The organism is Wenzhouxiangella limi (assembly GCF_010499265.1).
Lineage (GTDB): Bacteria > Pseudomonadota > Gammaproteobacteria > Xanthomonadales > Wenzhouxiangellaceae > Wenzhouxiangella > Wenzhouxiangella limi.
The window spans coordinates 59861-83414 of sequence record NZ_JAAGSC010000037.1 but is presented as its reverse complement, the minus strand read 5'-3'; the positions used below and the strand labels follow the sequence as shown (position 1 = coordinate 83414).

Genomic DNA, 23554 nt, shown 5'->3' with positions numbered 1-23554 from the left:
ATCAGAATCCCAGCGTCCAGCCCACCCAGGCCTTCAGGTCCTTGTCGAAGGTGTCTTCGTATTCCAGGTTGAAGCTGAATTCACCCAGGGAGTCCGTGGCCTTGGCCAGGCTACCGGTGTAGTGGGTGTAGTCTTCGCGTGCGGAGTCATCAAAGGCGGTTCGGCCGACAAGAAACCCCATGCTGTAATCGTCGACCAGATCGAAGCCCAGGCCGGCGTAGTAGTAAAGATCGTCGTTGACCAGCGCCGATTCGCTGCTGTCGTTGACGACGTAGGCCGCACCGACAGAGAACATGCCGAAGCTCAGCTCACCGTAAATCTCGCCGAAATCGGCGCTGCCGGGCGCATCGGGATAGGCGTAATAGATATAGCCGACGTCATAACCCACACCTTCCCCGAGTTCGCCCCCAAAACCGAGATAAAGGTCAAGCTCGTAGCTGGTGCTGTCGCCGAAATCCACGTTGGATGCCCAGGTGCCGGCATAAAACCCGCTTTCGGCTTCGTAGTCCAAACCACCCTGAACCGCGGCGCCGCCATCGCTTTCGGAAAAGCCGCGGAAAAAGTAGCTCGAGACCACGCCGATGTTGGCGCTGACCTCGGCTTGCGCGGGTTGTGACGATCCCAGGGCCAGCGCGCCGGCGGTGGCCAGGGCAGCCGATGTTGTCAGTATTCCACTAGTCTTGATCATGTGACCTGCTCCTCATTGCGAGTTGAACGCTCGGGCAGCGAGAGTGCTGCTGACTAGTGCGTTGCACAAGACGTGCCATAAAAAAGACACTCTATTTTTCAGTAGGTTATGAGAAGAAGAGCTCTTCCGTCCGCTGCGGGAGAGCAATTTTCGCGCACATCGCGAGTCTTTCTGCTTTTTTTCCGCGCAACGCCCCGGACCGTTACGCCAGGGGCGACAGGTTCGTTACTCGACGTGCACTTTTGTGCGGCGCGCAATATCAGTGCACCCGCGGCTTATTTTGCTGAATTTCGAGGCACCGTCTTTTGCCTGTCTTTCAGGAAAAGTAATCGTATCAGGGCTTTAAAGAGCCCTGCTTGAATGGCACGGCACTTGCGATGACGGTGGGCAGCATGATCATTCGAACCCGACCACGGAAACAAGAACAGCACCGGCCTCGCAGGCCGAACCATCAATAAGGAGATGCGGCATGAAGCAGATTACCGCCATCATCAAGCCCTACAAGCTCGATGACGTACGCTCGGCCCTGGAGCAGGCCGGCGTGCAGGGACTCACAATCACCGAAGTCAAGGGCTACGGGCGCCAAAAGGGGCATACCGAGCTCTATCGAGGTGCCGAATACAAGGTTGACGCGCTGCCCAAGGTCAAGCTGGAAGTTGCCGTCAAGGACGATGATCTCGAGCTGGTCGCTGACGCCATCCTGGCTAGTGCCCGCAGTGACAAGGTCGGCGACGGCAAGATTTTCGTGACCTCACTGGAGCGCGTGATTCGAATCCGCACTGGCGAAGTCGACGAAGCCGCACTGTAGCCACCCACCACCAGCCAGGGAGAAAAACCAATGGAATCAACAATTACTGAAGTCCAGTATGCGCTCGACACCTTTTATTTCCTCGTTTGCGCGGTGCTGGTCATGTGGATGGCGGCCGGTTTCACCATGCTGGAATCCGGCCTGGTCCGCTCGCGCAACACGGTGGAGATCCTTACAAAGAACGTCGCGCTCTACTCGATCGCGTGCCTGATGTACATGATCATCGGCTATAACCTGATGTACGGCGACGGGGCCAACATGTATATCCCGGGCATCAGCCTTTTCCTGGGCGGAGACAACACGCTGGAAGAGGTGCTGGCCAGCGACGGCGATATCTATTACTCCAACCTGTCGGACTTCATGTTCCAGGTCGTATTCGTGGCGACGGCCATGTCCATTGTTTCCGGCGCGGTTGCCGAACGCATGAAGCTATGGGCTTTTCTTGCCTTCGCCGTGGTCCTGACCGGCGTGATCTATCCGATCCAGGGCTACTGGAGCTGGGGTGGCGGTTTCCTGAGCGAGATCGGCTACAGCGATTACGCCGGTTCGGGTATCGTCCACATGGCGGGGGCTGCCGCCGCGCTGGCCGGCGTTTTGCTGCTGGGGCCGCGCAAGGGCAAGTACGGTGCCGACGGCAAGATCAATGCAATTCCCGGCAGCAACCTGCCGCTGGCCACGCTGGGCATGTTCATTCTCTGGATGGGCTGGTTCGGCTTCAACGGCGGGTCTGAACTGATGGTGTCGAACGTGGCTTCGGCCAACAACGTCGCCATGGTGTTCGTCAACACCAACCTGGCCGCGGCCGGCGGCCTGGTCGCGGCTTTACTGCTGGGCCGCTTCATGTTCGGCAAGGCGGATCTGACCATGGCGCTGAACGGCGCCCTGGCGGGACTGGTCTCGATCACCGCCGAGCCGCTCGCGCCCGCACCACTGCTGTCGGCGGTCATTGGCGCGATCGGTGGCCTGATCGTCGTTTTCTCGATCGTCGGCCTGGATCGGCTCAAGATCGACGACCCCGTTGGCGCCATTTCCGTCCACGGCGTTGTTGGTGTCTGGGGCATCCTGGCGGTGCTGCTGAGCAACGGGGATGCCACCCTGGTCGGCCAGCTGGCAGGTATCGCCGCGATCTTCGTGTTTGTCTTCGTCTCCAGCCTGATCGTCTGGGCCATTCTCAAGGCCGTGGTCGGTATCCGTGTCGGTGAAGAAGAAGAGTTCTCCGGCCTGGACATGGGCGAATGCGGGATGGAGGCCTATCCGGAATTTGTTTCGACCAGGGCTGATTGATCTCGGCAGCGGCTGACGCAATCCCTCCTCTCTCTACCCCGAAGCAGTCGCGTCGGTCGCTTTCTGGTCCAACCCCGGCGGGGTCTTCCCGCCGGGTTCTTTTTTGCTGAGCGGTGGCCAGTTTACGGCGCTGCTTTTTCAGGGCCTTTCAGTCAGCACCGTGGTGTAGGCCGCGCCGCCCATCTGTGCCGGCAAACGGCCTTCGGCCTTCAGGGTCGTGCGCGGAGCCGACTGGTCCAGCCACACGGTCTGGTCGCCGCCTTCATCGTCGAGGGCGCTGACCGAGACGCGCCAGGCACTGAACTCGCCGGCCGGAACTTCGATGACCTCGCTGCCCTCGACCTCCACGGCAAAGTAACGCACCCGTTGCTGGGCGCCGATTTCGGCCACGCGCAGCGAGGTCCGGTAACCTTCGGCCAGCGGCAGCGAGGCCAGTACGGCTTCGAGCCCGGACTCCCCGGCAAAGATCGGCGCATCGAATTCGATCTGGACGGGGATGGTCTGACCGCCGGCTTCGATGGCGCCGCTCACTTCGCGCCTGCCGAAAGATGCCTCGATGGTGGCTCCGGCCTGGTCAATAGAGCGCGAGACCGGCCGCAGGCTGTCGGCCTGCAGGATCAGCTCGTCGCTGACCTCACCCATCGGTGTGTCCGACGTCGAGCGGATGCGCAGCAGCGATTCGCCGTCCCGTTCAATGGACTCGATCTGGCGTCGGGCGCTGATCTGCATTTCCTGGTCACCCATGCTGACGGTGGTCTGGTAGCCAAACTCGCCCCGGGCCAGCTGTTGCGGCTGGACGGCCGGCAGCGGCAGCGTGCGGGCCGTGTCCAGCTCGTCGGCCAGCTCCGGCATTTCGACGGTGGCAACGTCGACCGTGATCGCGGCCAGGCGCTCGGCGATCTCCTCGGGCATCTCCGGCTGATAGCGCCCACCCAGGTGCTGGGCCAGGAACTCCTCGATACGGGCATACATGGCAATCCGGTTGATGCGCTGGGAAAATCCGTGGCCTTCGTCCGGCGCCAGGATGTATTCCACCGGCAAGCCCGCCTCGCGCATGGCGACCACGATCTGGTCGGCTTCGGCCTGCTTGACGCGGGGATCGTTGGCACCGTGAACGATCAGCAGGGGATTGCGAATATTGGCGACATGGTTGATCGGGGACTGGCGCTCCAGCTGGGCGCGCCCTTCCTCGGTTTCCGGGTCGCCCACCCGCAGGGTCAGCATCTGGCGGATGGGCCCCCAGTAGGCCGGGATGGAGTTGAGCAGGGTAATGATGTTGGACACCCCGACAATGTTGACGCCACAGGCGTAGAGGTCGGGGGTGAAGACCATGCCGGCCAGGGTGGCGTAGCCGCCGTAGGAGCCGCCCATGATGCACACCCGATCCGGGTCGGCGATGCCCTGATCGACAAGGTACTGAATGCCGTCGGTGATGTCGTCTTGCATGGCGTCACCCCATTCCTCGTTGCCGGCGTTGAGGAATTCCTTGCCGAAACCGGTGGAGGCGCGGAAGTTGGGCTGCAAGACCGCGTAGCCGCGGTTGGCCAGAAACTGCACCAGCGAACGGAAACCCCAGGTATCGCGCGCCCAGGGGCCGCCGTGAATCAGGGCCACGACCGCCAGGTTTTCAGGCTCCACGCCTTTGGGCAGGGTCAGATAAGCGGGGATCTCAAGACCGTCGCGGGCGGTATAGCGAATCGGCTGCATTTCAGCCATCTGGCTCGGCTCGATCTCCGGGCGGACGCGGTAGAGTTCCTCAACCGTGCCGGCCTCGCGGTCAAACAGGTAGACCGTGGCCGGGTCGACGTCGCGCGACAGGCTGATCAGGGCCAGGGACTCGTCGCGGGTCTGCGAACTGATGCCAATCTCGCCTTCGGGCAACTGCTCGCGCAGGAACTCCAGGGTTTCGGCAAAGGCTTTTGTCTGCGGATAGATGCGAGGCTTGTCACCGATATAGACGGTGGCCTGCAATTCGCGCGTGGCCGGAGAAAAGATCGCACCACTGAAGTCGACTTCGCCTTCCGGGTCGCGCTCGACCAGGGTGACCTCGCCGCTGTCGGCGTCCATCGTATACAGCCCGACCAGGTCCACGTCTTCACCGCGATTGGACATGAACCAGACCGTCTCCCCGTCTGGCTGGAAACCCATGGGCCCACAGGTTTCCTGCCAGTTGCAGGTGAATATGGCCTCGCCGAGGCTGCCGTCCTCAACGCGCAGTATTTCGGTGCCGCCGTTCGCGGTCTGGCGTGAGGCCAGGCGCACGTTACCCTCCAGGTCGGCGGTCCAGCCGGCCACGTTCTGGTCGTTCTCGATCAGCAGCTCGCGCTCCCCGGTGCTGATGGACAGGGCGTAGACATCGTGCAGGGCCGGGTCGCGGTCGTTGAGGCCGACCAGCATCCGGTCGGGGGTGTCTTCCGGCACGGCGATGATCATCGCGCGAACGCCTTCCAGGTCGGTCAGGTTGCGCGCCGGCGGCGTGCCGGTTTCCGGATCGATCTCGCCGGCCGGGTCGACGGCCCAGACGTGAAAGTCCTCGTTACCGTCGCGGTCCTGGACGTAGAGCACGAACCGGCTGTCCTGGCTCCAGAAGTAGCCGGGCACCGGGCGATCGTCCCGGGTCAGCGGACGGGCTTCGGAAAACGGCTCGTCAACGGCCTTGATCCAGATGTTGCGCACGCCTTCGAAGGGGCGCATGAAGGTCATCCAGTCGCCGTCCGGCGACAGCTGGGCGCCGGAGATTTCCGGGTCGCCGAAAAACAGGTCACGGTCGACGAGTTCCGGCAACTGCTCCAGGTAGGGCAGCGGGCTGGTTTGCTCGTCCTGGGCAAGCCCCGGAATGCTCATCAGGGCCAGGCCGGCCAATAAGGCGGCGATCAGGAAAGGTCGGGAAGTCATTGGGCAAGCTCCGGTGGTAAAAGGGTTTCGATCAGCCCAACCATACCGCGGGCGCTGGCGCCGTCCAATAGTCCAAACGTCACTGTCCGCTAAGCGCTTGCATCCTCCTAGGCCTGGAGACTACACTCAGGGGAGAAACTTTTGGAAGCGTTAAACTTTTGATATGAATAATAAATTTATGACAACTGGTGTGACTTCTCTTCGCCTTCGGGCCGGTTTTGTGCTGTTCGGCCTAATCCTCATGGCTGCCGTGGCATCGCCGGCTGCGGCGTTCAAGGTGACAGGCAGCTTCACTGGCTGGTGGGATCAGCCCGATGAGCAGAACCACGGTCTCATCATCGCCATCTCCCGGCTTCCCGGGGGTGACCAGACCGCAGTGGTGTTCTGGGCTCACTACAACGATAGCGGCAGCCCAACCTGGCTGCTGGCCCAAGGCCCGCTGCGAGATGACACCATCGAGGCCGACCTGTTTCAGGTGCGCGGGGTCAATTTCATGCAGGCCAGCGGCACCCGGCCGGATGCCGAAGAGCGTATTGGCACTTTTGAGATCGTGTTCGAAAACTGCGATCGCGGCGAGGTGAGCTACACCACAGAGCTGCCGGCGGTTGGGGCCGGTGGATTCGCGATTCAGCGCTTGACCACGGTGCCCGGCATGGAATGCAGCGGTGGGGTCAGCGACAACGTCCCGCCCAGCGCGCCGCCTGAAAAGTTTGAAATTGACCTCGATCCGACGCCGGACTATCCGGATGCGCAGGGCGAGGCTGAATGGGTGATGCGTCCCGGTTCCGCCGAGTTCGAGATAGAGATCGAGGACGTCCAGCCCGGCGAGTATAGCGTCGTCGTCGGCGGTGAAGAGCGCGGCACCCTCGTTGCCGTCATGGATGACGATGACGACGACTGGGCCGAAGGCGAGCTCGAGTTCCGGTCGCCGCAGCGTGGCGACAAGCCGCTGCTGGATTTCGATCCGCGCGGCCAGAGTATCGAGGTGTTTCTCGATGGAGAGCTGGTGCTTTCCTCGGACGCTCCGGAAGAAGGCACGCCGGTCGGCGAAGGCAAGGGTCCGGGTTTTGGTGGCCAGGAAATCGAAGTCGAAATGACCAATTCCGGAGTCTATTCAGATGGCGAAGCGTCCGCCGAACTGGAACGCGAACGACGCCTGGTCAGCTTTGAAATCGAGGTTGAAGACATCCCCGTCGGTGAATACCCGGTCTGGGTCGACATGACCGAAGTGGGCGTGATCAGCGTCGAGCTTGACGACGACGGCGATACCGAAGGCGAGCTGGAGTTTCGTTTTCCGTTGACCGCTGGTTATCCGTTGCTGGACTTCGACCCGCGCGGCTCGCTGATCGAGATCGTCGAGGGAGATACAACGCTGTTTTTCGTTGACTTCCCGAGCTCCGGTGATGATTCCAATTCGGATCGGCCGGGGCACGGCGGACCTGGCGGTAAAGGGCCGGGACCGGACCTCGAGATCGATTTCGATCTGCCGAATGAAGGGGTTTACCCGGATGCCTCCGCGGAGGCGCAATACGAGATTGATGAAGACGGCCGCGAGTTTGAGGTCGAAATCGACGACGTGCCGGCCGGCACTTACACCTTGACGGTAGCTGGTGTCGAGCGGGGTGACATCGTCGCGGTCGTCGATGAAGATGATGACGATGGCTTCAATGCCGAAGGGAAAATCACGTTTTCCGATCCCCGGGACTCTGACGATGAACTGCTGAACTTCAATGTTCGCGGCGAATCGATCGAGATTCTCGAGGGTGGCACCGTCATCTTCAGTGGTACCTTCCCCAACAGGTGATCGTATCCCGTATCGGCTCGGCAGCGCCCGTCCCTCGCGACGGGCGCTGTCTTTTTGGGAGACCGGCTTTACAGCCCTCTCGCCCAGGCCGGCCTGAGCGGCGCGCTTTCAGGTTGAGCGATGGCTGCACGGACCTGGGCCAGGAGTCGTTCCTTGTCGGCACCCAGCCGGCCCTTGAGCACCAGCCAGTTGGAGGCGTGGTCGGAGCGAAACACCGTGTCTTCCAGTTCCAGAGCGGCCAACAGCCGTTCCATTTCGCGAAACAGTCCGCTCTGATCCAGCGGCTCCCATTCCGGGAAGCCAGCCCGAAAGCGTTCCTCGCCCTGCGGAAAGCTGACCACCAGGGTCGCCAGGAACTCCGGCTGGGTCGCGTTGGCCAGCCGGGCCGAGTTGTCTGCATGCTGGTCCGAGTAGACCTGCCCGCCCAGCCCGTTGAGGATCATCACCGACCGGGTGATACCGGCTGCGCGTAACTTGTCTAGCGCCTCGACGGTGGATTCGAAGGTCTCGCATTTGTTGACCTTTTCCAGCACCAGATCGTCCCCGGACTCGGCGCCGACGTAGGCCATCGCCAACCCCGCTTCGCGCAGTTCGGTCAGCTCGGCCACGCTCTTGCGCTTGAGGTTGCGCGGCAGGCAGTAGCTGGACACCCGTTCCACTGAGGGCATGTGTTCCTGGATCGCCTGAAGAATGCGCAGCAGGCGATGGCTGGGCAGCACCAGGGCATCGCCGTCGGCCAGGAACACGCGCCGGACGCGGTAGCCGAACGCTTCGCCCGAGCGCCGGATGCTTTCGAGGACTTCAGCTTCATCGCGGGCGCGGAATCTTTTCTGCGGCGCGGTGTACATCTCGCAGAACGTGCACTGGTTCCAGGAACAGCCGTCGGTGACCGGCAGGATCAGCGAGTTGCCTTCACTGGGCGGGCGGAACACGGGTTCGACGTAGCGAATGGGGACGGCGCTGGCCATGGTTGATTCAGCTTGAATGTTCGGTAAGTGACTCGCCAACACTATACTGATCCTGCTCACCCTGCGGCAAAGAGATCCTCTGGCCATCATGCGAAATTCAAGCTATTCCAGCCTGCGTACCCGTCTATGGACGCGGCGCCTGTTCAATCCATTCCTGGAAAAAGCGTCTCTGTGGCTGGCGCCGGCCGCCTCGCTGCAGGCCCGGGAATTGCTCTACCAGAACATCGTCCATCGTGACCTGGACCGTCTCGGCATCGATCTGCCGCTGTATCCGGTTCGCAGCGCGGCGACCTATAGCTATCTTTATCTGTTGCTCCGGCTGGTTCAGGAGACCGGTCCGCTGCGGATCCTGGAGCTGGGCGCTGGACTTTCCACCGTGCTGCTCGATCGTCTGCGCGAGCACTTCGGTCTGGAACTGACCTCGCTGGAACACGATGAGGACTGGGTGGAACGCATTCGCAAGCAGGGCGCCAGCGCCGTGGTTCACGCCCCGCTCGTCGAGCGCAGCCTTCAGGACTATAGCGCGCGGGTCTATGACAGCAGCGTGCTTAGCAGCGGCAGCCGCTTCAACGTGCTGCTGGTGGACGGGCCCAGGCGCAGCCGCCGGCGTTCGCGCTGGACCGCGCTGGAGTTCATCGAGGGCTGGCTGGAGGAAGACTTCGTGATCGTGTTCGACGATGCCGAGCGACCGGGGGAGATCGACACGATCTCGGCCGCGCTGCGGCTGCTGGACCAGCGCGGCATTGGCTACGGCGGGCATCTGACCCGCTCGGTCAACAGCCAGTTCGTGATCGCGACCGAAGGATTCCAGGCCGCGCTACATTTCTGACGACTGACCGCATCCGGGCAGTGAAGCATCCAGGCGCGGCGGCCGCGGCCGCTGGCGGGCAAACGCGGCCAGCAAGGCCGGGTTGAGGTTGCCCGGGACCGCCCGGCTCAGGCGCGAGGACAGCAGGCGGGCCGGAAAGCGGGCCCCGGGCTGGCCGCGAAAATTCCAGCAGGCGACGGCCCACATCGCGCCCAGCACGCGCTTAAAAACGCGCTGATCGTAGCGGCCCACCTGGCGGTTGGCGCTGGCCAGCCGGTTCAACCACGCCTCCGCCCAGTCCAGGTATTCGGCGGCGTTGACGATCGCCGGATCGCGCTTCTGGGTCAGCTGGTAGTGCCAGGCCAGATCGTGCTCGCTGTAGTCGATGCCAAGATCGGCCAGGCCCTCACTCTGGATGGCCATCTTGCGATCCCGGCCCAGGCCCGTGGTGTTTTTGGTGATGCGGCCGGCATGCTCGCGCCCGCAGACCAGCAGATGCGGCAGGTTCGCCATGCGATGGCCGCGGGCCAGGCGCAGGTGCAGGTGGTAGTCCTGGCAGCGGGGGAAGGCCTCGTCGTAGCCGAAATCGCGCAGCACGTCCGTGCGCGCCATGATCGTGCGGTTGATCAGGGCGCAGTGGAACAGCAGGTGGGCGTCGACGGCTTCGGGCTTTAGCGGGTGGCGGCGAACGCGCGGCAGCCGCCGACCTTCGGCGTCCATCAGGGTGCAGCCGCTGCCGACCTGGACGATGTCGGGGTGGCAGTCGAGAAACTCGACCTGGCGGCCGAGGCGGTCCGGATAGGCATAGTCGTCGCTGTCGAGCAGCGCGATGTAGTCTCCGCGGGCCAGTTCCAGCCCGCGGTTGCGGGTCGCCGGGATGCCCAGGTTCGAGGGGTTGCACTCCAGACGCACGCGCGGATCGGAGTACGCGGCGATCCGTTCGACCGTGCGGTCACTGGAGCCGTCGTCGACGATCAGAATCTCGAAGTCCGTATACTGCTGGGCCAGCACGCTGTTGATCGCGGTGCAGACGTAGTCTTCGCGATTGAAGACCGGAATGAAGACGGTGACCTTGGGAGTTTGGCGCATGACCCGGCTGCGACTCGGGATTGGTTACGGGCGACGGCGCAGTATAGAGGCTCGCTCCGGATCGTGTTTGGAGCGGCCGAGGTGATCGGCCGGATTCGTCAGCGGCCGGTGCACGGTCCCGGTCGCCGCCTGCTGAACTGGTTCCGCGCGCGCCTGAGGAAAGGGGTGGGCAAATCCCAGCAGGCATTTTTCGTCACCATCAACGGCCATCGCTACAAGCGCGTGGTGTTCGGCGACAGCGTCCAGGCGGCCGAGGTGGCCGGGGCGCTGGAGGCCTGTCGCGACCGCGTTGGACTGCCGGAACTGGTTTTGCTCCAGGAATCGGAGGTCTGGGTCCGCTTTGTCGAGGGGCGCAAGGTCGATCCCGGCCTGGCTTCTGACTGGGAGGCGCTCAACGACTTCTTCGCTGCCCTCTATGCCGGGGATTCCCGGCTCGTCGACCTGGCCGAAACCGCGCTGCATTCGCGCCTGCTTATTGATCTTGTCTTTCTCCGCGACAGCGGCGTGTTCGATGATGCTCGCTACCACAAGCTCTGCGATCGCGCGGAGCAGCTGCGGCCCGAACAGATCCGGCTGGGCTACGACTACGTCGACCCGGTGCTGAAGAATTTCGTCATGAACGAACAGGGTCTGTTCGCGATCGATATCGAAAGCCTGCACAACGGAGTGGCCCTGGGCAGCGGCATCGCCAAGAGCGGCCTGCACTGGCTGAATGATGACCGGCAGCGCTTTTTGGAACGCCTCGCACAGCAGCCGGGCGTGCCCGAGTTGGCTCGGCAGCAAGCCTATGTCGATTTATGCTTTGTGGCCGGCTGGACCAAGCGCAAGCTTTTGACGGGCAAATGGTCGCGCGTGCGGCCGGACCGATTCGACCGCTTCTGTCGCGGCGATGCGTAATCGGGCGGTGCCGGCTGAATGCGGCGGCCGGGCCGGCTGTGATATCCTTGTCGGTCGTTTTACCCCCGACCAGGTTGTCCGGAAGCGATACACAATCGCCTCCAGCCTGGTTTCGCCGCTGACGGCCCGGAGGCCGATACCCGATGAAAACCCTGTTTGTCCGCAATATCCATCCCGAAACCCGTGAAAGCCAGCTGCGCGAACTGTTTTCGCGCTGCGGTACGGTGCGCAAGCTGGACCTGCCGCTGGATATCTTTACCCGTCGCTGCCGTGGCGTGGCCATGATCGACATGGAAGGCCACGAAGCCCGCGCGGCCATTGCCGAACTCGACGGCGTCGAGCTCAACGGCCAGTCGATCCAGGTTCGGGAAGAGCGTCCGCGCGGCAAGAAAAAGCGGGGCGGACGCCGGCGCTAGATCTTATTGTTCATCGCAGACAGCGAATCACCCAGCCGCACGCTGCCGCCTTCAAGTACACCGTAATGGGCGCTGATGTAACAACTCCGGCCCATGGAAAACCAGCGCGCCACCACCACGACCGGACCGGTGCGTGCCATGAGTTCCTCGGAGACCGGTTTGGCGGCCTGCCAGCTGGCGCTGTACGGACCGAAACGATCAACGAAGGGTGCAGCGAATCGATCGCGAAGCGCCACGCAGGCCTGACGATCTTGTGCTTGTGTGGGGCTGTACAGCATGGCCTCCACTTCCCGAATCCGGCCCTCGTCGGCCATGGCCATGACCCCGACCGGATGCTCGCCCAGCCAGCCGTCGTAACGGATTTCATCAAGGCCCGCGCAGCCGACGCCGGAAAAAGCCGTGTCCGGCGCGGTCTGGAACGCCCGGCGTTCCGCTTGCTCGAAGCCACGACCCAGCAGCAGAGGCCCGATCCCTTCTTCGTTTAGTGCCAAGGCCTTCTCGGGCGTCGGTCCCGGATTGAGGAACAGGGCGCCCGCCGCCGTTGCGGCGACGAGCAGCCCCACTATCGCAAGCAAAGCCCGGCGCATCAATCCGCCGACTGAATCACACCGCAGGCGATACGCGGCCCGGCCCCGCCGATGGGCTGGGTCATGTGATCGTCGCGGTTCTGATGAATCACGAACGCTGCGCCGTCGTCGTCGAGCATGGCCGGCCGGTCTCCGGCGCCATGGATCGAGGCCAGGTTGGTGAACAACTCGACCTGGACCGAACCGTCTTCGAGAACGATGATGTTGGGCAAGTCACCGTTGTCGGGTCCGTCCGGGTTCATCAGACCGTGCTGCTTGCCCTCGGGGTTGAGGTGCCCGCCGGAGGCGACGAAGCCTTCGTCGGGATCCTCGCAGGTGCCGACGCTGTGGATATGGATGGCGCGCCGGCCAGCCGGCATGTCGTGCAGGTCCAGATCAATGATCACGCCGTTCGGACCCTCGACCAGGCTTGCGGTGCCGACATCGTTGCCGTCGCGGTCGATGAAGCTGGCCGAAGCCTGCGTGTGATCATCGGCGTGGACTGAGCCCGCGGCCAGACCGAGTGCCGCGGCTATCGAAAGTGCCAGAATTCTGTTCATGTTCGTCTCCTCGAAGCAGTGCGAATCCAAGTGTCTCCAGCGGTTTGTTAAAAGTGCGCCGCCAATACCCATTATAGGGACAGCGCTCGGCGCTGCCAGTCCCGGGCGGCAAATCGGAGTCTGCGCCCGGCACGGCCATGCATAATGGAGCCGAATTCGATCGATGAGATAGCGCCATGAACATGAGCAAGGTGATCTTCGGGTTTTTTGTCCTGCTGGCACTGACCCTGAATTTTGGATTCTTTCTGGGCGAAATCGACAATCCCGATCACCACAACGTCTACGAGCTGTTTGCCGCCCTGGTGGTGGGTCTGATCGCCACGATCATGAAACTCGGTGAGCGCTCGCAGATGAGCGCCATGCTGCTGGCCTCCAGTCTGGTGGTGGATCTGCAGCTGCTGGCCGCGGTCTCGGTGTGGGTTCTGTCGGTGCACGTCTTCGACATCGGCTTGACCCCGGGAGTGATGGCCAGCGTGGTGTCGCTGTCGGGTGGCGCCCTGCTGGCCAATTTGCTCTCGGTCGTGCTCCTGACCATGGAAACCGCCGGGCTGAGCCGCTAGTCCGCCCGTGGCCATGCGCCGTTCCACCGCCCTGCTGTTCTTCCGCCGCATGCGGGTGCCGCTGATCGTTTTGATCTCGGCCTACTCCATCGCCACCGTCGGCTTTACCCTCATGCCCGGCACCGATGCCGACGGCAACCCCTGGCGCATGAGCGTGTTCGAGGCTTTTTACGTGGTCAGCTACACCGGCAGCACGATCGGGTTTGGCGAGGTGCCCTACGAATTCAGCAAGGCGCAGCGCTTGTGGACCATGGTCAGCATCTACCTGACCGTGATTGCGTGGCTGTTTTCGATCGGCAGCATCATCTCCCTGATGCAGGACCCGGCCTTTTCTCAGGCGCTGCGCGGGGCCCGCTTTCGGCGCGCCGTGCGCAACTACGATCAGCCGTTCTACCTGCTGTGCGGCTTCGGCGATACCGGGCGGCTGCTGGCGCGAAGCCTGAGCGAGCTTCGCCACCCGGTGGTCGTGATCGACGATGCGCCGGAAAAGATCGACGCGCTGTCGGTGGAAACCCATCGCTTCCCGATCCACGGCTATTGCATGGACGCGCGCTTGCCTGAGAACCTCATTTCGGCCGGGCTGCAGAGTCGCTGGTGCGCCGGCGTGCTGGCGGCAACCGCCAATGACCAGGTCAACCTCAAAGTGGCCGTGACCGCGCGGCTGATCAACCAGCGCACGGCGGTCTACGCCCGCGCCGACGAAAAATCGGTCGCCGACAACATGCGCTCCTTCGATACCGCCCACGTCGTCACGCCGACCGATGAGTTTGTCCGCCGCCTGCGCCTGCTGTTGACGCGACCGCACGCCTATCGTCTCTATCAGTGGCTGCATTCGCCGCCGGGCAGCCCCATCCCGGCGCTGCCGGACCCGCCCTCGGGACGCTGGGTCTTGTGCGGTTTCGGGCGCTTCGGGCGCTCGGTCTACCGACTTTTGCGGGAGCTCAAGATCGACGTCAAGGTGATCGAGGAAAACATCGATCTGCCCGGCTTGCCGGAAGGCGCCATCGGTGGCCGGGGCACCCAGGCCGAAACCCTCAGAGAGGCCGGAATTGAAGAGGCGGTCGGTATCTTGGCCACCACGCGCGATGATGTCGATAACCTGTCCATCGTCATCACCGCGCGCGAGCTCAACGACGGGCTGTTCAGCGCGGTGCTGGCCAACCAGTGGTCGAGCGAACCGCTGTTTCGCGCAGCCGAGCCGGACTTCCTCGCCCAGCCGGGAGAGCTGATCGCCGGGACCATCGTCAGCCACATCCGCTCGCCGCTGCTCAGCCATCTGTTCCGGCGCCTCGACGAGGTCGAAGACGCGGTCGCGGCCCGGATTCTCGAACGCATTGCGCCAGACCCCGACCAGGCTGAAACCCCGGAACAGCCCGAGCTGTTCACCGTGCGCCTGAGCAAAAAGCGCGCGCCGGCGCTGCACTGGCTTAAGGAGCAAGGCTTCGGAATCGACGTCAGCCTTTTCCAGCGCCACCCCGGCAGACCCGGGGAAAAGGTCCCGGTGGAAGTGTTGATGCTGACCCGCGGCGACGACGACCAGCTGCTGCCCGACGCTGCAACCCGACTGGAAAGCGGCGACCGCTTGCTGGTCGCCTGTCCGCCGGCGCTGGTAAGGCGAATGCAGAGCCTGCTCGAAAACGAGGCCGCGGCCTACCGGGCGCTGACCGGCGATGAGCTGCAGCAGGGCTGGCTGCTCAAAAAACTCGTCGGCGAACGGCCGGCGCGCAGTTGACGGGGCGATTGGCAGCTTGAGCCGGCTGGATGGCGCCTTGATCGCTGCCTACCGCGCGGCGCTCTACCGGATAGCGGATCGTTTTGACTTGAAGATTGACCAGGCCAGCCCCGAGCTTGCGGCCTGGCAGCTGGCTCATAAGGTTGACTGCAGCGCGCTGCTGACCGCCTGCAACCCGGCCGGACAACGTGTAGACGAGCGCGTCAATCAAAGCGCCACTGCAGCACTCGCGGCCCGAATCAGGCGCGCGCACTGGCCGCACAGCCCCACGCTTGGTCTGGACCCCGCGGGCCGCTGGCCGGCCGAGCCGGGCTTTCTCGTGGGTGGTCTGGCGCTGGCGCCGGCGCGGGAACTGGGTCGGCTTTTTGATCAGAATGCCATCGTATGGGCGGGGTCGGATGCGGTTCCCCGGCTGATTCTCTTGCGCTGATTTCGGGAGAAAATCCGGCGAACATTCGATCTCGACTGGTTGCGCATTGAGATGACTCGGCTGGCCAATTGTTCAACGCTCAGGCGCCGGGACCGCAGTCCATGCAGTCGCCGGCGCGCTCCGGACCCCGCTTGAGCTGGGCGGCCAGATCCTGCAGCGCCGTTCGCAATCCTTCCTCGATGACCGGGTGGTAATAGGGCATGTCGAGCATCTGGTCGACGCTCATGTGCTGCTGCGCCGACCAGGCCAGCAGGTGGGCGATGTGTTCGGCGGCCGGGCCGAACATCTCCGCGCCCATGAACCGGCCGCTGCCGTGCTCGCCATAGACCCGCAGCAGGCCGCGGCTCTTGCCCATGACCCGGCTGCGGCCCTGGTTGCGGAAGTTCAGCGAGCCGACCGCGTAGCAGCCGCGGCAGTGCTCGGCGGTCTCCTGGAGGGTGCGCCCGCAGGCGGCGATCTGCGGGTCGGTAAAAACCACCGTCAGCGGGGTGCGCCGCAGGCCGGTGCATACGTCGGGCCAGCGCCCGGCGTTGGCGCCGGCAATGCGGCCTTCGTCGGCGGCTTCGTGCAGCAGCGGCAGGCGATTGTTGGCATCTCCGGCAATGAACACCGGGCTGTTGCCGCATTGGGTGGTGTAGGGGTCGAACAGTGGCATCCCGTCGTCATCAAGCTCCAGCTCTGCAGCGTCGAGGTTGAGCCCGTCGACGTTGGGTCGACGGCCGGTGGCGGCGAGCAGGTAGTCGAACGTCTCGGTGGCTTCATCACCGTCGCTGTCGTCGAAGGTGACCTGGACGCCGCGCTCGGTTTCGCGAATCTCGCGAACCTTGCTGTCGGCGTCCAGCGGGAACTCCTGGTTGAAGGTCTCGAGCGCGATCTGACGAATCTCGGGATCGCGAATCGGGCCGACCAGCCCGCCGACGCCGAACATGCGCACCCGCACCCCCAGCCGCGACAGCGCCTGGCCGAGCTCCAGACCGATCACGCCGGGGCCAAAAACGACCACCGACTCGGGCAACTCGGACCAGTCGAAAATGTCGTCGCTGGTGATCAGCCGTGAGCCGGCCTCTTCAAGAAATGGCAGCACCTTGGTGCGCGAGCCCGTGGCAATGACGACGCGGCCTGCGTGCACCGTCAGATCCTCGCCGACCTTGAGGGTATGGCGATCGACGAAGCGCGCCCGACCCAGGATGCGATCGTCCTCGGGAATCTTTTCAATCGCGTCGAGCACGCCGCCGACAAAGCGATCGCGATGGCGCCGAACGCGGTTCATCACCGCCTGTCCATCGACCCGCACCGGGCCGGCATGAATGCCGAAGCGCTGGGCGTGGTGGGCCGAGTGGGCCGATTCGGCGGCCGCGATCAGCAGCTTGCTGGGCATGCAGCCGACCCGGGCACAGGTGGTACCGAACTGTTCGGCCTCGATCAGGACCACGCTTTCGGTGTGTTTCCTGGCCTGGCGATACGCCACCATTCCGGCCGTGCCACCGCCGATGACGGCCACGTCGACTTTGCGATCTGGCATGCTGGCTGCTCCTTGAGAAGGGGGACGAGTCAACAGTAACGCCAAACCGGACCGGCGCGGGCCAGAGCGGCTTTCATTGAGGCTGCCGTTGACAGGATGATCTGATGCCGCGTCGATAATGCGGACCGGCCTGACTGACTCGCCTATCCGTCGTGTTTCGATCGCTCGCCAGTCTTTTTTTCTACACTCGTTTTGTCCGCAGCTTCAGCGTGCTCGGCTATCGTCGGGCGCTCGCCGGCCAGGCGCCAATTGCGCCGGACTTCAGCGGCCAGACCTGGCTGGTGACCGGGGCCACCGGGGGTATCGGCCGGGCCATTGCCCTGCAGGCCAATCGATCTGGTGCCCGGGTGCTGGCCGTCGGCCGCAGCAGGGACCGGCTGAAAGAACTCAAGAGCGAGGCCGACAAGCCCGGTCGGCTGGTGCCCCTTATGGCCGACCTGTCGCTGCTGTCGGAGCTTCGCCGCCTGCCTTCGAAACGGTCGGTGCAAACCAGGCCAATCGATGTACTGGTTAACAACGTCGGGGTTTTGCTCAACGAGTATCAGACGACGACAGAGGGATTCGAGACCTCGTTCGCGACCAACCTGCTGGGGCCTTTCGTGCTGACCGAAGAATTGAAGGCGGCGGGTCATCTGGTCCCGCAAGGGCTCGTCATCAACGTCTCCTCCGGCGGTATGTATGGCTCGCCGCTGAAGCTCGAGCCCATGAACTGCATGGATCCCGACGCGTTCGACGGCATGACCGCCTACGCCATGCACAAGCGCGCCATGGTGGAGCTGACGCGCGGGTGGAACAATCGCTGGCAGGGCGAGCCGGTCGTGCAGGTAATGCACCCGGGTTGGGTCGACACCGAGGGTGTAAGGACCTCGCTGCCGGTTTTTCGGCGCGCGCTCCAGCGGGTGTTGCGGACCCCCGAGCAGGGCGCGGACACGGTCCTCTGGCTGGCCGAACAGCGTCCGTCGCCACCGTCAGCCGGCGGCATCTGGCTGGATCGATCACTGCAGCCCGAGCATGAGTTTGCCTGGACCCGCCGCTCACCGCATTCGGCCGAAGACCTGGTGACCTACCTGAGAGGCCAGGCCGACTGATTGGCAATCAGCGCCCGGTGGTGACGCGGTTTTAAAACGTCGACAGGCCGGTGGCTTCCATGATCCGGTACTGCCAGTAGCGGATCCAGTGCTCGTCGGCGTAGCGCTCGTAGTCGAGGCTGAACGAGCGCCCGTCGTCGTTGGTCCAGCGTCGCTCGAACCAGGCCGCCGCTTCGCGCATGACCGGGGCCTGGCGGCTGCCGACCAACTCCAGCACGGTTTCGGGGTTGAAGTTGTCGAGGTTGCGCCGGGTGTAGTTGGCCGATCCGCTGATCAAGCGGGCCGCGCCGTCGCGGTAGCGGACAAGCAACTGCTTGCTGTGGCATTGCTCGCCGGTCGTGTGGCACCAGCGAATCTCGATATCGTGCCGGCGCAATTCGGCGGCTACCGGTCGATTGGGCACGCCGTTCTTGCGGCGTCCGAAAGCGTGCTCGTTGGGGTCGAGCAGCAGTCGAAGCCGGGCCCCTCTGGCGCTGGCGCGGGCCAGGGCGCGGATCACGCCGCGATGCGAGAGATAAAACATTGCCAGATCCACCTGGCTGCCGGGCCCGGCCTCGTCCAGAGCGGCGATCGCCGCGTCCCGAATCGCGGCCTCGGTCAGCACGCGTGCGCGCACCCCGGCGACGGTCGCGGCGTCCGAAGATCCTGCCAACGGCCATTCCAGACCCGGTTTTGAGAACGCAGCGATGGCGCGTTCGGTTTCGAGCACGTCCAGCGCGGCCGGCCCGGTCACCACCAGCGCGCTGTTGCCGTGGGCGCTGGAGGCATCGTGCGGGTTGGCCGAGGTCACCAGCGCGGTCCAGTCCGGGCCCCGGTCGACGATCAGGGTCTTGCGGTGATTGGCCTTGAAATTGGCCACCCGCAGCCAGGTGCGCAGCCCCACTTTCTGTTCCCCGACCGGGTTTGGCAGCCAGCCGCCGCTGTTGGCGTTGCCGAACCACTGGCAGCACAGCCGCCATGTCGCCGACCAGAGCGGATTGGAGTCGCGCAACGGTTTAAGATCGGTGACGACGACGTCCACGCCCGCGGCCCGAAGCGCCTCGAGGTGCGGCGACTCGACGCCGCCGTAGAGGGTATTGATCGGGTCGGTGATAAAGATGATGCGCAGCTCCGGAAGCTCGTTTTTGCGCTCGATCAGCGCGCCGGTCAGGGCATCAGCCAGCGGCCGCAGGTCTTTGCCGTCGGGATCGCCGGCAAACTCGTTGAACAGGAACAGATCGGCCACGATCAGCTTTTCGGCCTGATCGATCAACTCCAGCTTGCGGTCGAAAATCTCATGCTCGGTGCGGCGCTGACCGCTCTGGTCGACCCAGGTCAGATCGGCGAGGAACTCCACGGCCACGATCTCGCGCAGCGGCCCGGCCACATCCAGGCCCTCCGGCAGGGGTTTCCAGACGTGCCACGCGCCCGTGCCGATCCACAGCAGCAAAAGCGCGGTGCAGATCCAGCGCCAGTCGAGCTTTGTTCGTCCAGCCATGCAACCCCGAGTCTTTGTGGTCTTGGCGCAGTCGCCAGTATAGCCGGGTGGCCCACCAGGCCCCCATCAGGACATCAAGCGCGCCGCCTGGTGGATAATGGCGCCATGAGCGACTCAGACCGCGCAATCCCCGACTTTGCCGCCATCGAGCAGGCGGTCCGCCGACTCGAGGGCCTGGCCCACCGCACGCCCATCCTCACCTCGGCCTATTTCGACCAGCGGACCGGGGCCGAGCTGTTTTTCAAGTGCGAGAACTTCCAGAAGGTGGGCGCGTTCAAGTTTCGCGGCGCCTGCAACGCCATCGCCGCGCTCACCGACCAACAGGGACGGCGCGGCGTCGTCACCCACTCCTCGGGCAACCACGGTCAGGCGGTGGCACTGGCGGCCCGATTGAAGGGCTATCCGGCCACCGTGGTCATGCCCGACAATGCCGCCCGGGTCAAGATCGAGGCGGTGCGCGACTACGGCGCCGAGATCGTGTTCTGCGAACCCAACACCCCGGCGCGCGCCGCTGCGGTCGAGCGCGTGCTGGCCGAGCGCGGCGGGGTGTTCATCCCGCCCTACGACCACTCCGACGTCATCGCCGGCCAGGGCACGGCGGCCAGGGAACTGCTCGAGGACTGCCCCGGCCTGGATGTGGTAATCGCCCCGGTCGGCGGCGGCGGCCTGATCAGCGGAACGGCGATCGCGGTCAAGCACTTAAAGCCCGACTGCCGGGTGATCGCGGCCGAACCGGCCAACGCCGACGATGCGGCCCGCTCTTTTCGTTCCGGAAAAATTGAGCCGGTGGCCAGCACCACGACCATCGCCGACGGCCTGCGCACCTCGCTGGGGGAGCTCACCTTCGCCGTCATACGAGACCACGTCGACGATGTGGTCACGGTGTCGGAGACGGCGATTATCGATGCCATGCGCCAGGTCTGGGAGCGCATGAAGATCGTCATCGAGCCCTCGTGCGCGGTGCCTTTGGCAGCACTTCTTGAAGGCAAGATCGAGGTGACCGGTCAGCGTGTGGGCATTATCGTTACCGGCGGGAATGTCGATCTGGATGCCATGGGCACGCTGCTTGCCAGAATCTAGATCCCTGCGGGCGACCTGTCGGTCTGCCGATCCCGGCGTCTCCCCCAACCCGTTCTGTCCGGCAGATTGACCGCACCTGGTGGTTCTCCAATGGACGAATCTTCTACTGCGATCGCATTGAAGGGTGAGGTAAGCCGGACTGGCTTGAACGCAGCTTTCGATTGAAAGACGTGTTCAACTGATGGTAGTTTCTTTAATCTTGTTTGTTTCCCGGCGATGGGTCAGATTTCAAAGCCCCCTGATTTTGCGTAAAACACGGTACGCCAATGGTACGTCTGGGGCCGATAGACGAGTGAGTGAGTATGAAGTGGCTGACCTCCAGAAGGCGCCGTGCCTGGCGGCGCCAGATCGTCGAGTTTTTGGCCGGACGCTTCACTCAACGGTCTTCTGATGGTAGATCAATAATCGACACGGCGCCGGAGCGGGTCGCGATCATTCGTCCGAACCATCGCCTCGGCAACATACTGATGCTCACGCCGCTGGTACAGGAGATCGAATCAATCTGGCCAGCAGCGCAGATCGATATCGTTGGCGGCGGCAGGCTCAACGATATTTTCAAAACGTTTTCTTCGGTCAGAAAATCTATTCAAACACCAAAGCCGGCGCTCAAGTTGCTGTTGCGCCGGTCTTTCGTCCATGGCTTGCCGGCCAATTACGACCTGGTGATCAATGTCGACCCCCAGTCGCAATCTGCACGCCTGATCTCGCGAAGGCTTAAAGCAAAGCAAGTGCTCGAGCCTCCAAGACAAGCAGATCACTTGGACTCAGCGAGTCGACACATGGCATTGCAGCCCGTCGACACTCTGCGCTCGGCGCTTCCCCGGCCACCAGCAAGCGAATATCCTCCCCTGTCGCTAAAGTTAACCGAAAGCGAACGCATCGACGGTCATCGTAAGATAGAACGCCTTGCCGGAGGGGCGCTGAAGGTAAGGCCGATCATCGGGCTCTATCCATTCGGCGACAAGGGGCGCGCGTATCCGCTGTCATGGTGGGACGAGTGTGTATTATTGCTGCGACAAAGAATCCCCGAGCTTGTGCTAATCGAGGTCTTGCCGGCCCATGGCCAGACCTTGTTGAAGCGGGTAAATGCCCGATTGAACAGCCGGGCGTTAAGAGATTTATGCGCGCAGTTGGGAGCGATGGATCTGGTTCTGGCCACCGATAGCGGAATGATGCACCTGGCAGCTTCCTCTGGGGCCACAACCTTCGGGCTGTTTCGGGTGACCGACCGCTCGGTCTATGCGCCCTACGGCGGTCAAAACCGCGCCTGGGACTGGCGGGATGCACGCTCGCCCGAAGCGATGGTATCGGCAGTCGAGTCAGCGCTGGGCCTGTCGGGCTGATCAAACATCTCGTGACCACGACTAAAGCGAGTCCGTTAGCTGCCGCTGCCTCAGCCAGGCCGCGCTATTTCGAAACTCTAGTTTCATGACAAAATGGGATACGCTGACTCCAGCGTCCAGCCCGCTTTGCTAGGAAAGCCAGAATAAAAGGTAACAGTCCATGGATTTACACATTATTCGCTTTTGGGTTCTTTGCGCCGTCCTCTGCGCCTCGGTAGCTACGCCTGCGGTTTGGGGTCAGGCTGAGCAGGGCGTGATTGTTCAACCGGCCGCGCACGCGGTGATCGACTCCCGGGCCCGCATCGAGCCGGAAAACCGTTTGCTGAGCGACCGGCTGGAAAACCTGCTGCCCGAGTTGATGGCCGAGGCCGACCTGGACATGTGGCTGGTGCTCAACCGCGAGTACGCCGAGGATCCGGTCTACTTCACCCTGGTGCCGCAGCCGAGCTTCGCCGCCCGGCGCACGACCATGCTGGTTTTCCACCGCCAGGAAGACGGCGGCGTCGATCGCCTGACGGTCAACCGCTATCCGCTCGGCGAGCCCTATGAGGAAGCCTGGTCGGGCGGCTCGCTGGACGCCCAGTGGGCCGCCCTGGGTGAGCTGATCGGCGAGCGCGACCCGGCCCGCATCGGCATCAACGTGTCGGCCACCTGGCCGGAAGCCGACGGCCTCACCCATGGCCTGCACCAGAAGCTCGTCGCCGCGCTACCGGAGGGTTTTGAAGACCGCCTGGTGCCGGCCGAAGACCTGGTTATCCGCTGGCTGGAGACGCGCAGCGAGCAGGAGCTGGCGGTCTATCCGCACGTTGTGTCGATCGCCCGCGGCGTCATCGCCGAGGGTTTTTCCAGCCGCGCCATCACGCCCGGGGTTACCACCACCGACGATGTCGCCTGGTTCCTGCGCCAGCGCTTTGAGGCGCTGGGGCTGCCGATCTGGTTCATGCCCTACGTCAACCTGCAGCGCCCGGGCGTGGAATGCGATGAAGACACGCCGTTTTGCGGCATCAGCGGCGTGATCCAGCCCGGTGACGTGCTGCATACCGATGTCGGCATCTGCTATTTCAAGCTGTGTACCGACACCCAGGAAATGGCCTACGTCCTCAAGCCCGGCGAGGCCGATGTGCCGCAGGGACTCAAAGACGCGCTGGCCCAGGGCAACCGCTGGCAGGACCTGCTGACAGAACAGTTCGTCAGCGGCCGGACCGGCAACGAGATACTCGCCCGGGCCCAGCAGCGCATGGACGACGAACCCTGGTCGTTCAATATCTACACCCATCCGATCGGCTATTTCGGCCACGGCCCGGGACCGACCATCGGCATGTGGGACCTGCCCGCCGAGGTGCCCGGCACCGGCGACTGGCCGCTGTACGCCAACACCGCCTACGCCATCGAGGGCAGCATCAAGACCGAGGTGCCCGAGTGGGACGGTCAGCTGGTCAACATCAAGCTCGAGCAGACCGCCGTCTTCGACGGTGAAAAGGTGATCTACCTGGCCGGGCGCCAGACCCGCTGGCATCGGGTGCGGTGAGAGACTGACGT

Annotated in this window: 21 protein-coding genes; 13 read left to right on the top strand and 8 right to left on the bottom strand. The window is 63.7% G+C overall.

Annotated elements, in window-relative coordinates; all coding sequences use genetic code 11:
- Position 1: 1 nt before the first annotated feature.
- Positions 2–688: a TorF family putative porin gene (locus tag G3I74_RS05275; RefSeq protein WP_164210536.1), complete on the bottom strand. Its 687-nt coding sequence runs from the start codon at positions 686–688 to the stop codon at positions 2–4.
- 469 nt (positions 689–1157) lie between these two features.
- Here G3I74_RS05275 and G3I74_RS05270 point away from each other — a divergent pair, with 469 nt between their 5' ends.
- On the top strand, positions 1158–1496 hold the full coding sequence (locus G3I74_RS05270) for a P-II family nitrogen regulator (protein ID WP_164210535.1): 339 nt from the start codon (positions 1158–1160) through the stop codon (positions 1494–1496).
- 30 nt (positions 1497–1526) lie between these two features.
- Positions 1527–2780, top strand: a complete 1254-nt coding sequence (locus G3I74_RS05265) for an ammonium transporter (protein ID WP_164210534.1) — start codon at positions 1527–1529, stop codon at positions 2778–2780.
- Between the two features lie 138 nt (positions 2781–2918).
- On the opposite strand, the gene G3I74_RS05260 is transcribed toward G3I74_RS05265, so the two are convergent.
- Positions 2919–5675 carry an alpha/beta fold hydrolase gene (locus tag G3I74_RS05260; RefSeq protein WP_203594564.1) on the bottom strand — a complete coding sequence of 919 codons (2757 nt, stop codon included), beginning with the start codon at positions 5673–5675 and terminating at the stop codon, positions 2919–2921.
- Between the two features lie 241 nt (positions 5676–5916).
- On the opposite strand from G3I74_RS05260, the gene G3I74_RS05255 reads away from it, so the two are divergent.
- The gene (locus tag G3I74_RS05255; protein ID WP_203594563.1) at positions 5917–7479 is read left to right on the top strand and encodes a hypothetical protein; all 1563 of its coding nucleotides are present in this window, start codon (positions 5917–5919) and stop codon (positions 7477–7479) included.
- Positions 7480–7547: 68 nt separating this feature from the next.
- Here G3I74_RS05255 and G3I74_RS05250 read toward each other — a convergent pair whose 3' ends face one another.
- On the bottom strand, positions 7548–8447 hold the full coding sequence (locus G3I74_RS05250) for a radical SAM protein (protein WP_164210532.1): 900 nt from the start codon (positions 8445–8447) through the stop codon (positions 7548–7550).
- 88 nt (positions 8448–8535) lie between these two features.
- Here G3I74_RS05250 and G3I74_RS05245 point away from each other — a divergent pair, with 88 nt between their 5' ends.
- Complete coding sequence (locus G3I74_RS05245) at positions 8536–9276, top strand: O-methyltransferase (protein WP_164210531.1); 741 nt, start codon at positions 8536–8538, stop codon at positions 9274–9276.
- Here the strand turns inward: G3I74_RS05245 and G3I74_RS05240 are convergent.
- The gene (locus G3I74_RS05240; protein WP_164210530.1) at positions 9265–10344 is read right to left on the bottom strand and encodes a glycosyltransferase family 2 protein; all 1080 of its coding nucleotides are present in this window, start codon (positions 10342–10344) and stop codon (positions 9265–9267) included. The two genes, G3I74_RS05245 and G3I74_RS05240, sit on opposite strands and share 12 nt — an antisense overlap.
- A gap of 63 nt (positions 10345–10407) precedes the next feature.
- Between G3I74_RS05240 and G3I74_RS05235 the strand changes: the two genes are divergently transcribed.
- Both G3I74_RS05235 and G3I74_RS05230 read left to right on the top strand, forming a co-directional pair.
- Entirely contained in the window at positions 10408–11241 is an 834-nt protein-coding gene (locus G3I74_RS05235; RefSeq protein ID WP_164210529.1) for a hypothetical protein, read from the top strand.
- Between the two features lie 143 nt (positions 11242–11384).
- Positions 11385–11657, top strand: a complete 273-nt coding sequence (locus G3I74_RS05230; RefSeq protein ID WP_164210528.1) for an RNA recognition motif domain-containing protein — start codon at positions 11385–11387, stop codon at positions 11655–11657.
- Here G3I74_RS05230 and G3I74_RS05225 read toward each other — a convergent pair.
- Entirely contained in the window at positions 11654–12232 is a 579-nt protein-coding gene (locus G3I74_RS05225) for a hypothetical protein (protein ID WP_203594562.1), read from the bottom strand. The two genes, G3I74_RS05230 and G3I74_RS05225, sit on opposite strands and share 4 nt — an antisense overlap.
- A gap of 11 nt (positions 12233–12243) precedes the next feature.
- Positions 12244–12783: a superoxide dismutase family protein gene (locus G3I74_RS05220; protein ID WP_164210526.1), complete on the bottom strand. Its 540-nt coding sequence runs from the start codon at positions 12781–12783 to the stop codon at positions 12244–12246.
- 176 nt (positions 12784–12959) lie between these two features.
- On the opposite strand from G3I74_RS05220, the gene G3I74_RS05215 reads away from it, so the two are divergent.
- The 3 genes from G3I74_RS05215 to G3I74_RS05205 are packed head-to-tail and all read left to right on the top strand — an operon-like array spanning position 12960 to position 15505.
- Complete coding sequence (locus tag G3I74_RS05215) at positions 12960–13343, top strand: DUF6394 family protein (RefSeq protein WP_164210525.1); 384 nt, start codon at positions 12960–12962, stop codon at positions 13341–13343.
- A gap of 13 nt (positions 13344–13356) precedes the next feature.
- The gene (locus G3I74_RS05210; protein WP_164210524.1) at positions 13357–15075 is read left to right on the top strand and encodes a potassium channel family protein; all 1719 of its coding nucleotides are present in this window, start codon (positions 13357–13359) and stop codon (positions 15073–15075) included.
- Between the two features lie 16 nt (positions 15076–15091).
- Positions 15092–15505: a DUF3293 domain-containing protein gene (locus G3I74_RS05205; protein WP_203594561.1), complete on the top strand. Its 414-nt coding sequence runs from the start codon at positions 15092–15094 to the stop codon at positions 15503–15505.
- Between the two features lie 79 nt (positions 15506–15584).
- Here the strand turns inward: G3I74_RS05205 and G3I74_RS05200 are convergent, their stop codons facing one another.
- On the bottom strand, positions 15585–17027 hold the full coding sequence (locus G3I74_RS05200; protein WP_164210522.1) for a dihydrolipoyl dehydrogenase: 1443 nt from the start codon (positions 17025–17027) through the stop codon (positions 15585–15587).
- 152 nt (positions 17028–17179) lie between these two features.
- Between G3I74_RS05200 and G3I74_RS05195 the strand changes: the two genes are divergently transcribed.
- Positions 17180–18115, top strand: a complete 936-nt coding sequence (locus G3I74_RS05195; RefSeq protein ID WP_164210521.1) for an SDR family NAD(P)-dependent oxidoreductase — start codon at positions 17180–17182, stop codon at positions 18113–18115.
- Between the two features lie 31 nt (positions 18116–18146).
- Here G3I74_RS05195 and G3I74_RS05190 read toward each other — a convergent pair whose 3' ends face one another.
- A complete protein-coding gene (locus G3I74_RS05190) occupies positions 18147–19592 on the bottom strand; it encodes a phospholipase D-like domain-containing protein (RefSeq protein WP_164210520.1) in 1446 nt (481 codons plus the stop codon).
- Positions 19593–19697: 105 nt separating this feature from the next.
- Here G3I74_RS05190 and G3I74_RS05185 point away from each other — a divergent pair, with 105 nt between their 5' ends.
- The 3 genes from G3I74_RS05185 (at position 19698) to G3I74_RS05175 (ending at position 23543) form a co-directional block, all read left to right on the top strand.
- Complete coding sequence (locus G3I74_RS05185) at positions 19698–20672, top strand: threonine ammonia-lyase (protein WP_164210519.1); 975 nt, start codon at positions 19698–19700, stop codon at positions 20670–20672.
- Between the two features lie 302 nt (positions 20673–20974).
- Positions 20975–22015, top strand: coding sequence for a glycosyltransferase family 9 protein (locus G3I74_RS05180; protein WP_164210518.1), 1041 nt, complete (start codon positions 20975–20977; stop codon positions 22013–22015).
- Between the two features lie 253 nt (positions 22016–22268).
- Entirely contained in the window at positions 22269–23543 is a 1275-nt protein-coding gene (locus G3I74_RS05175) for a M24 family metallopeptidase (RefSeq protein WP_338063064.1), read from the top strand.
- Positions 23544–23554: the final 11 nt, after the last annotated feature.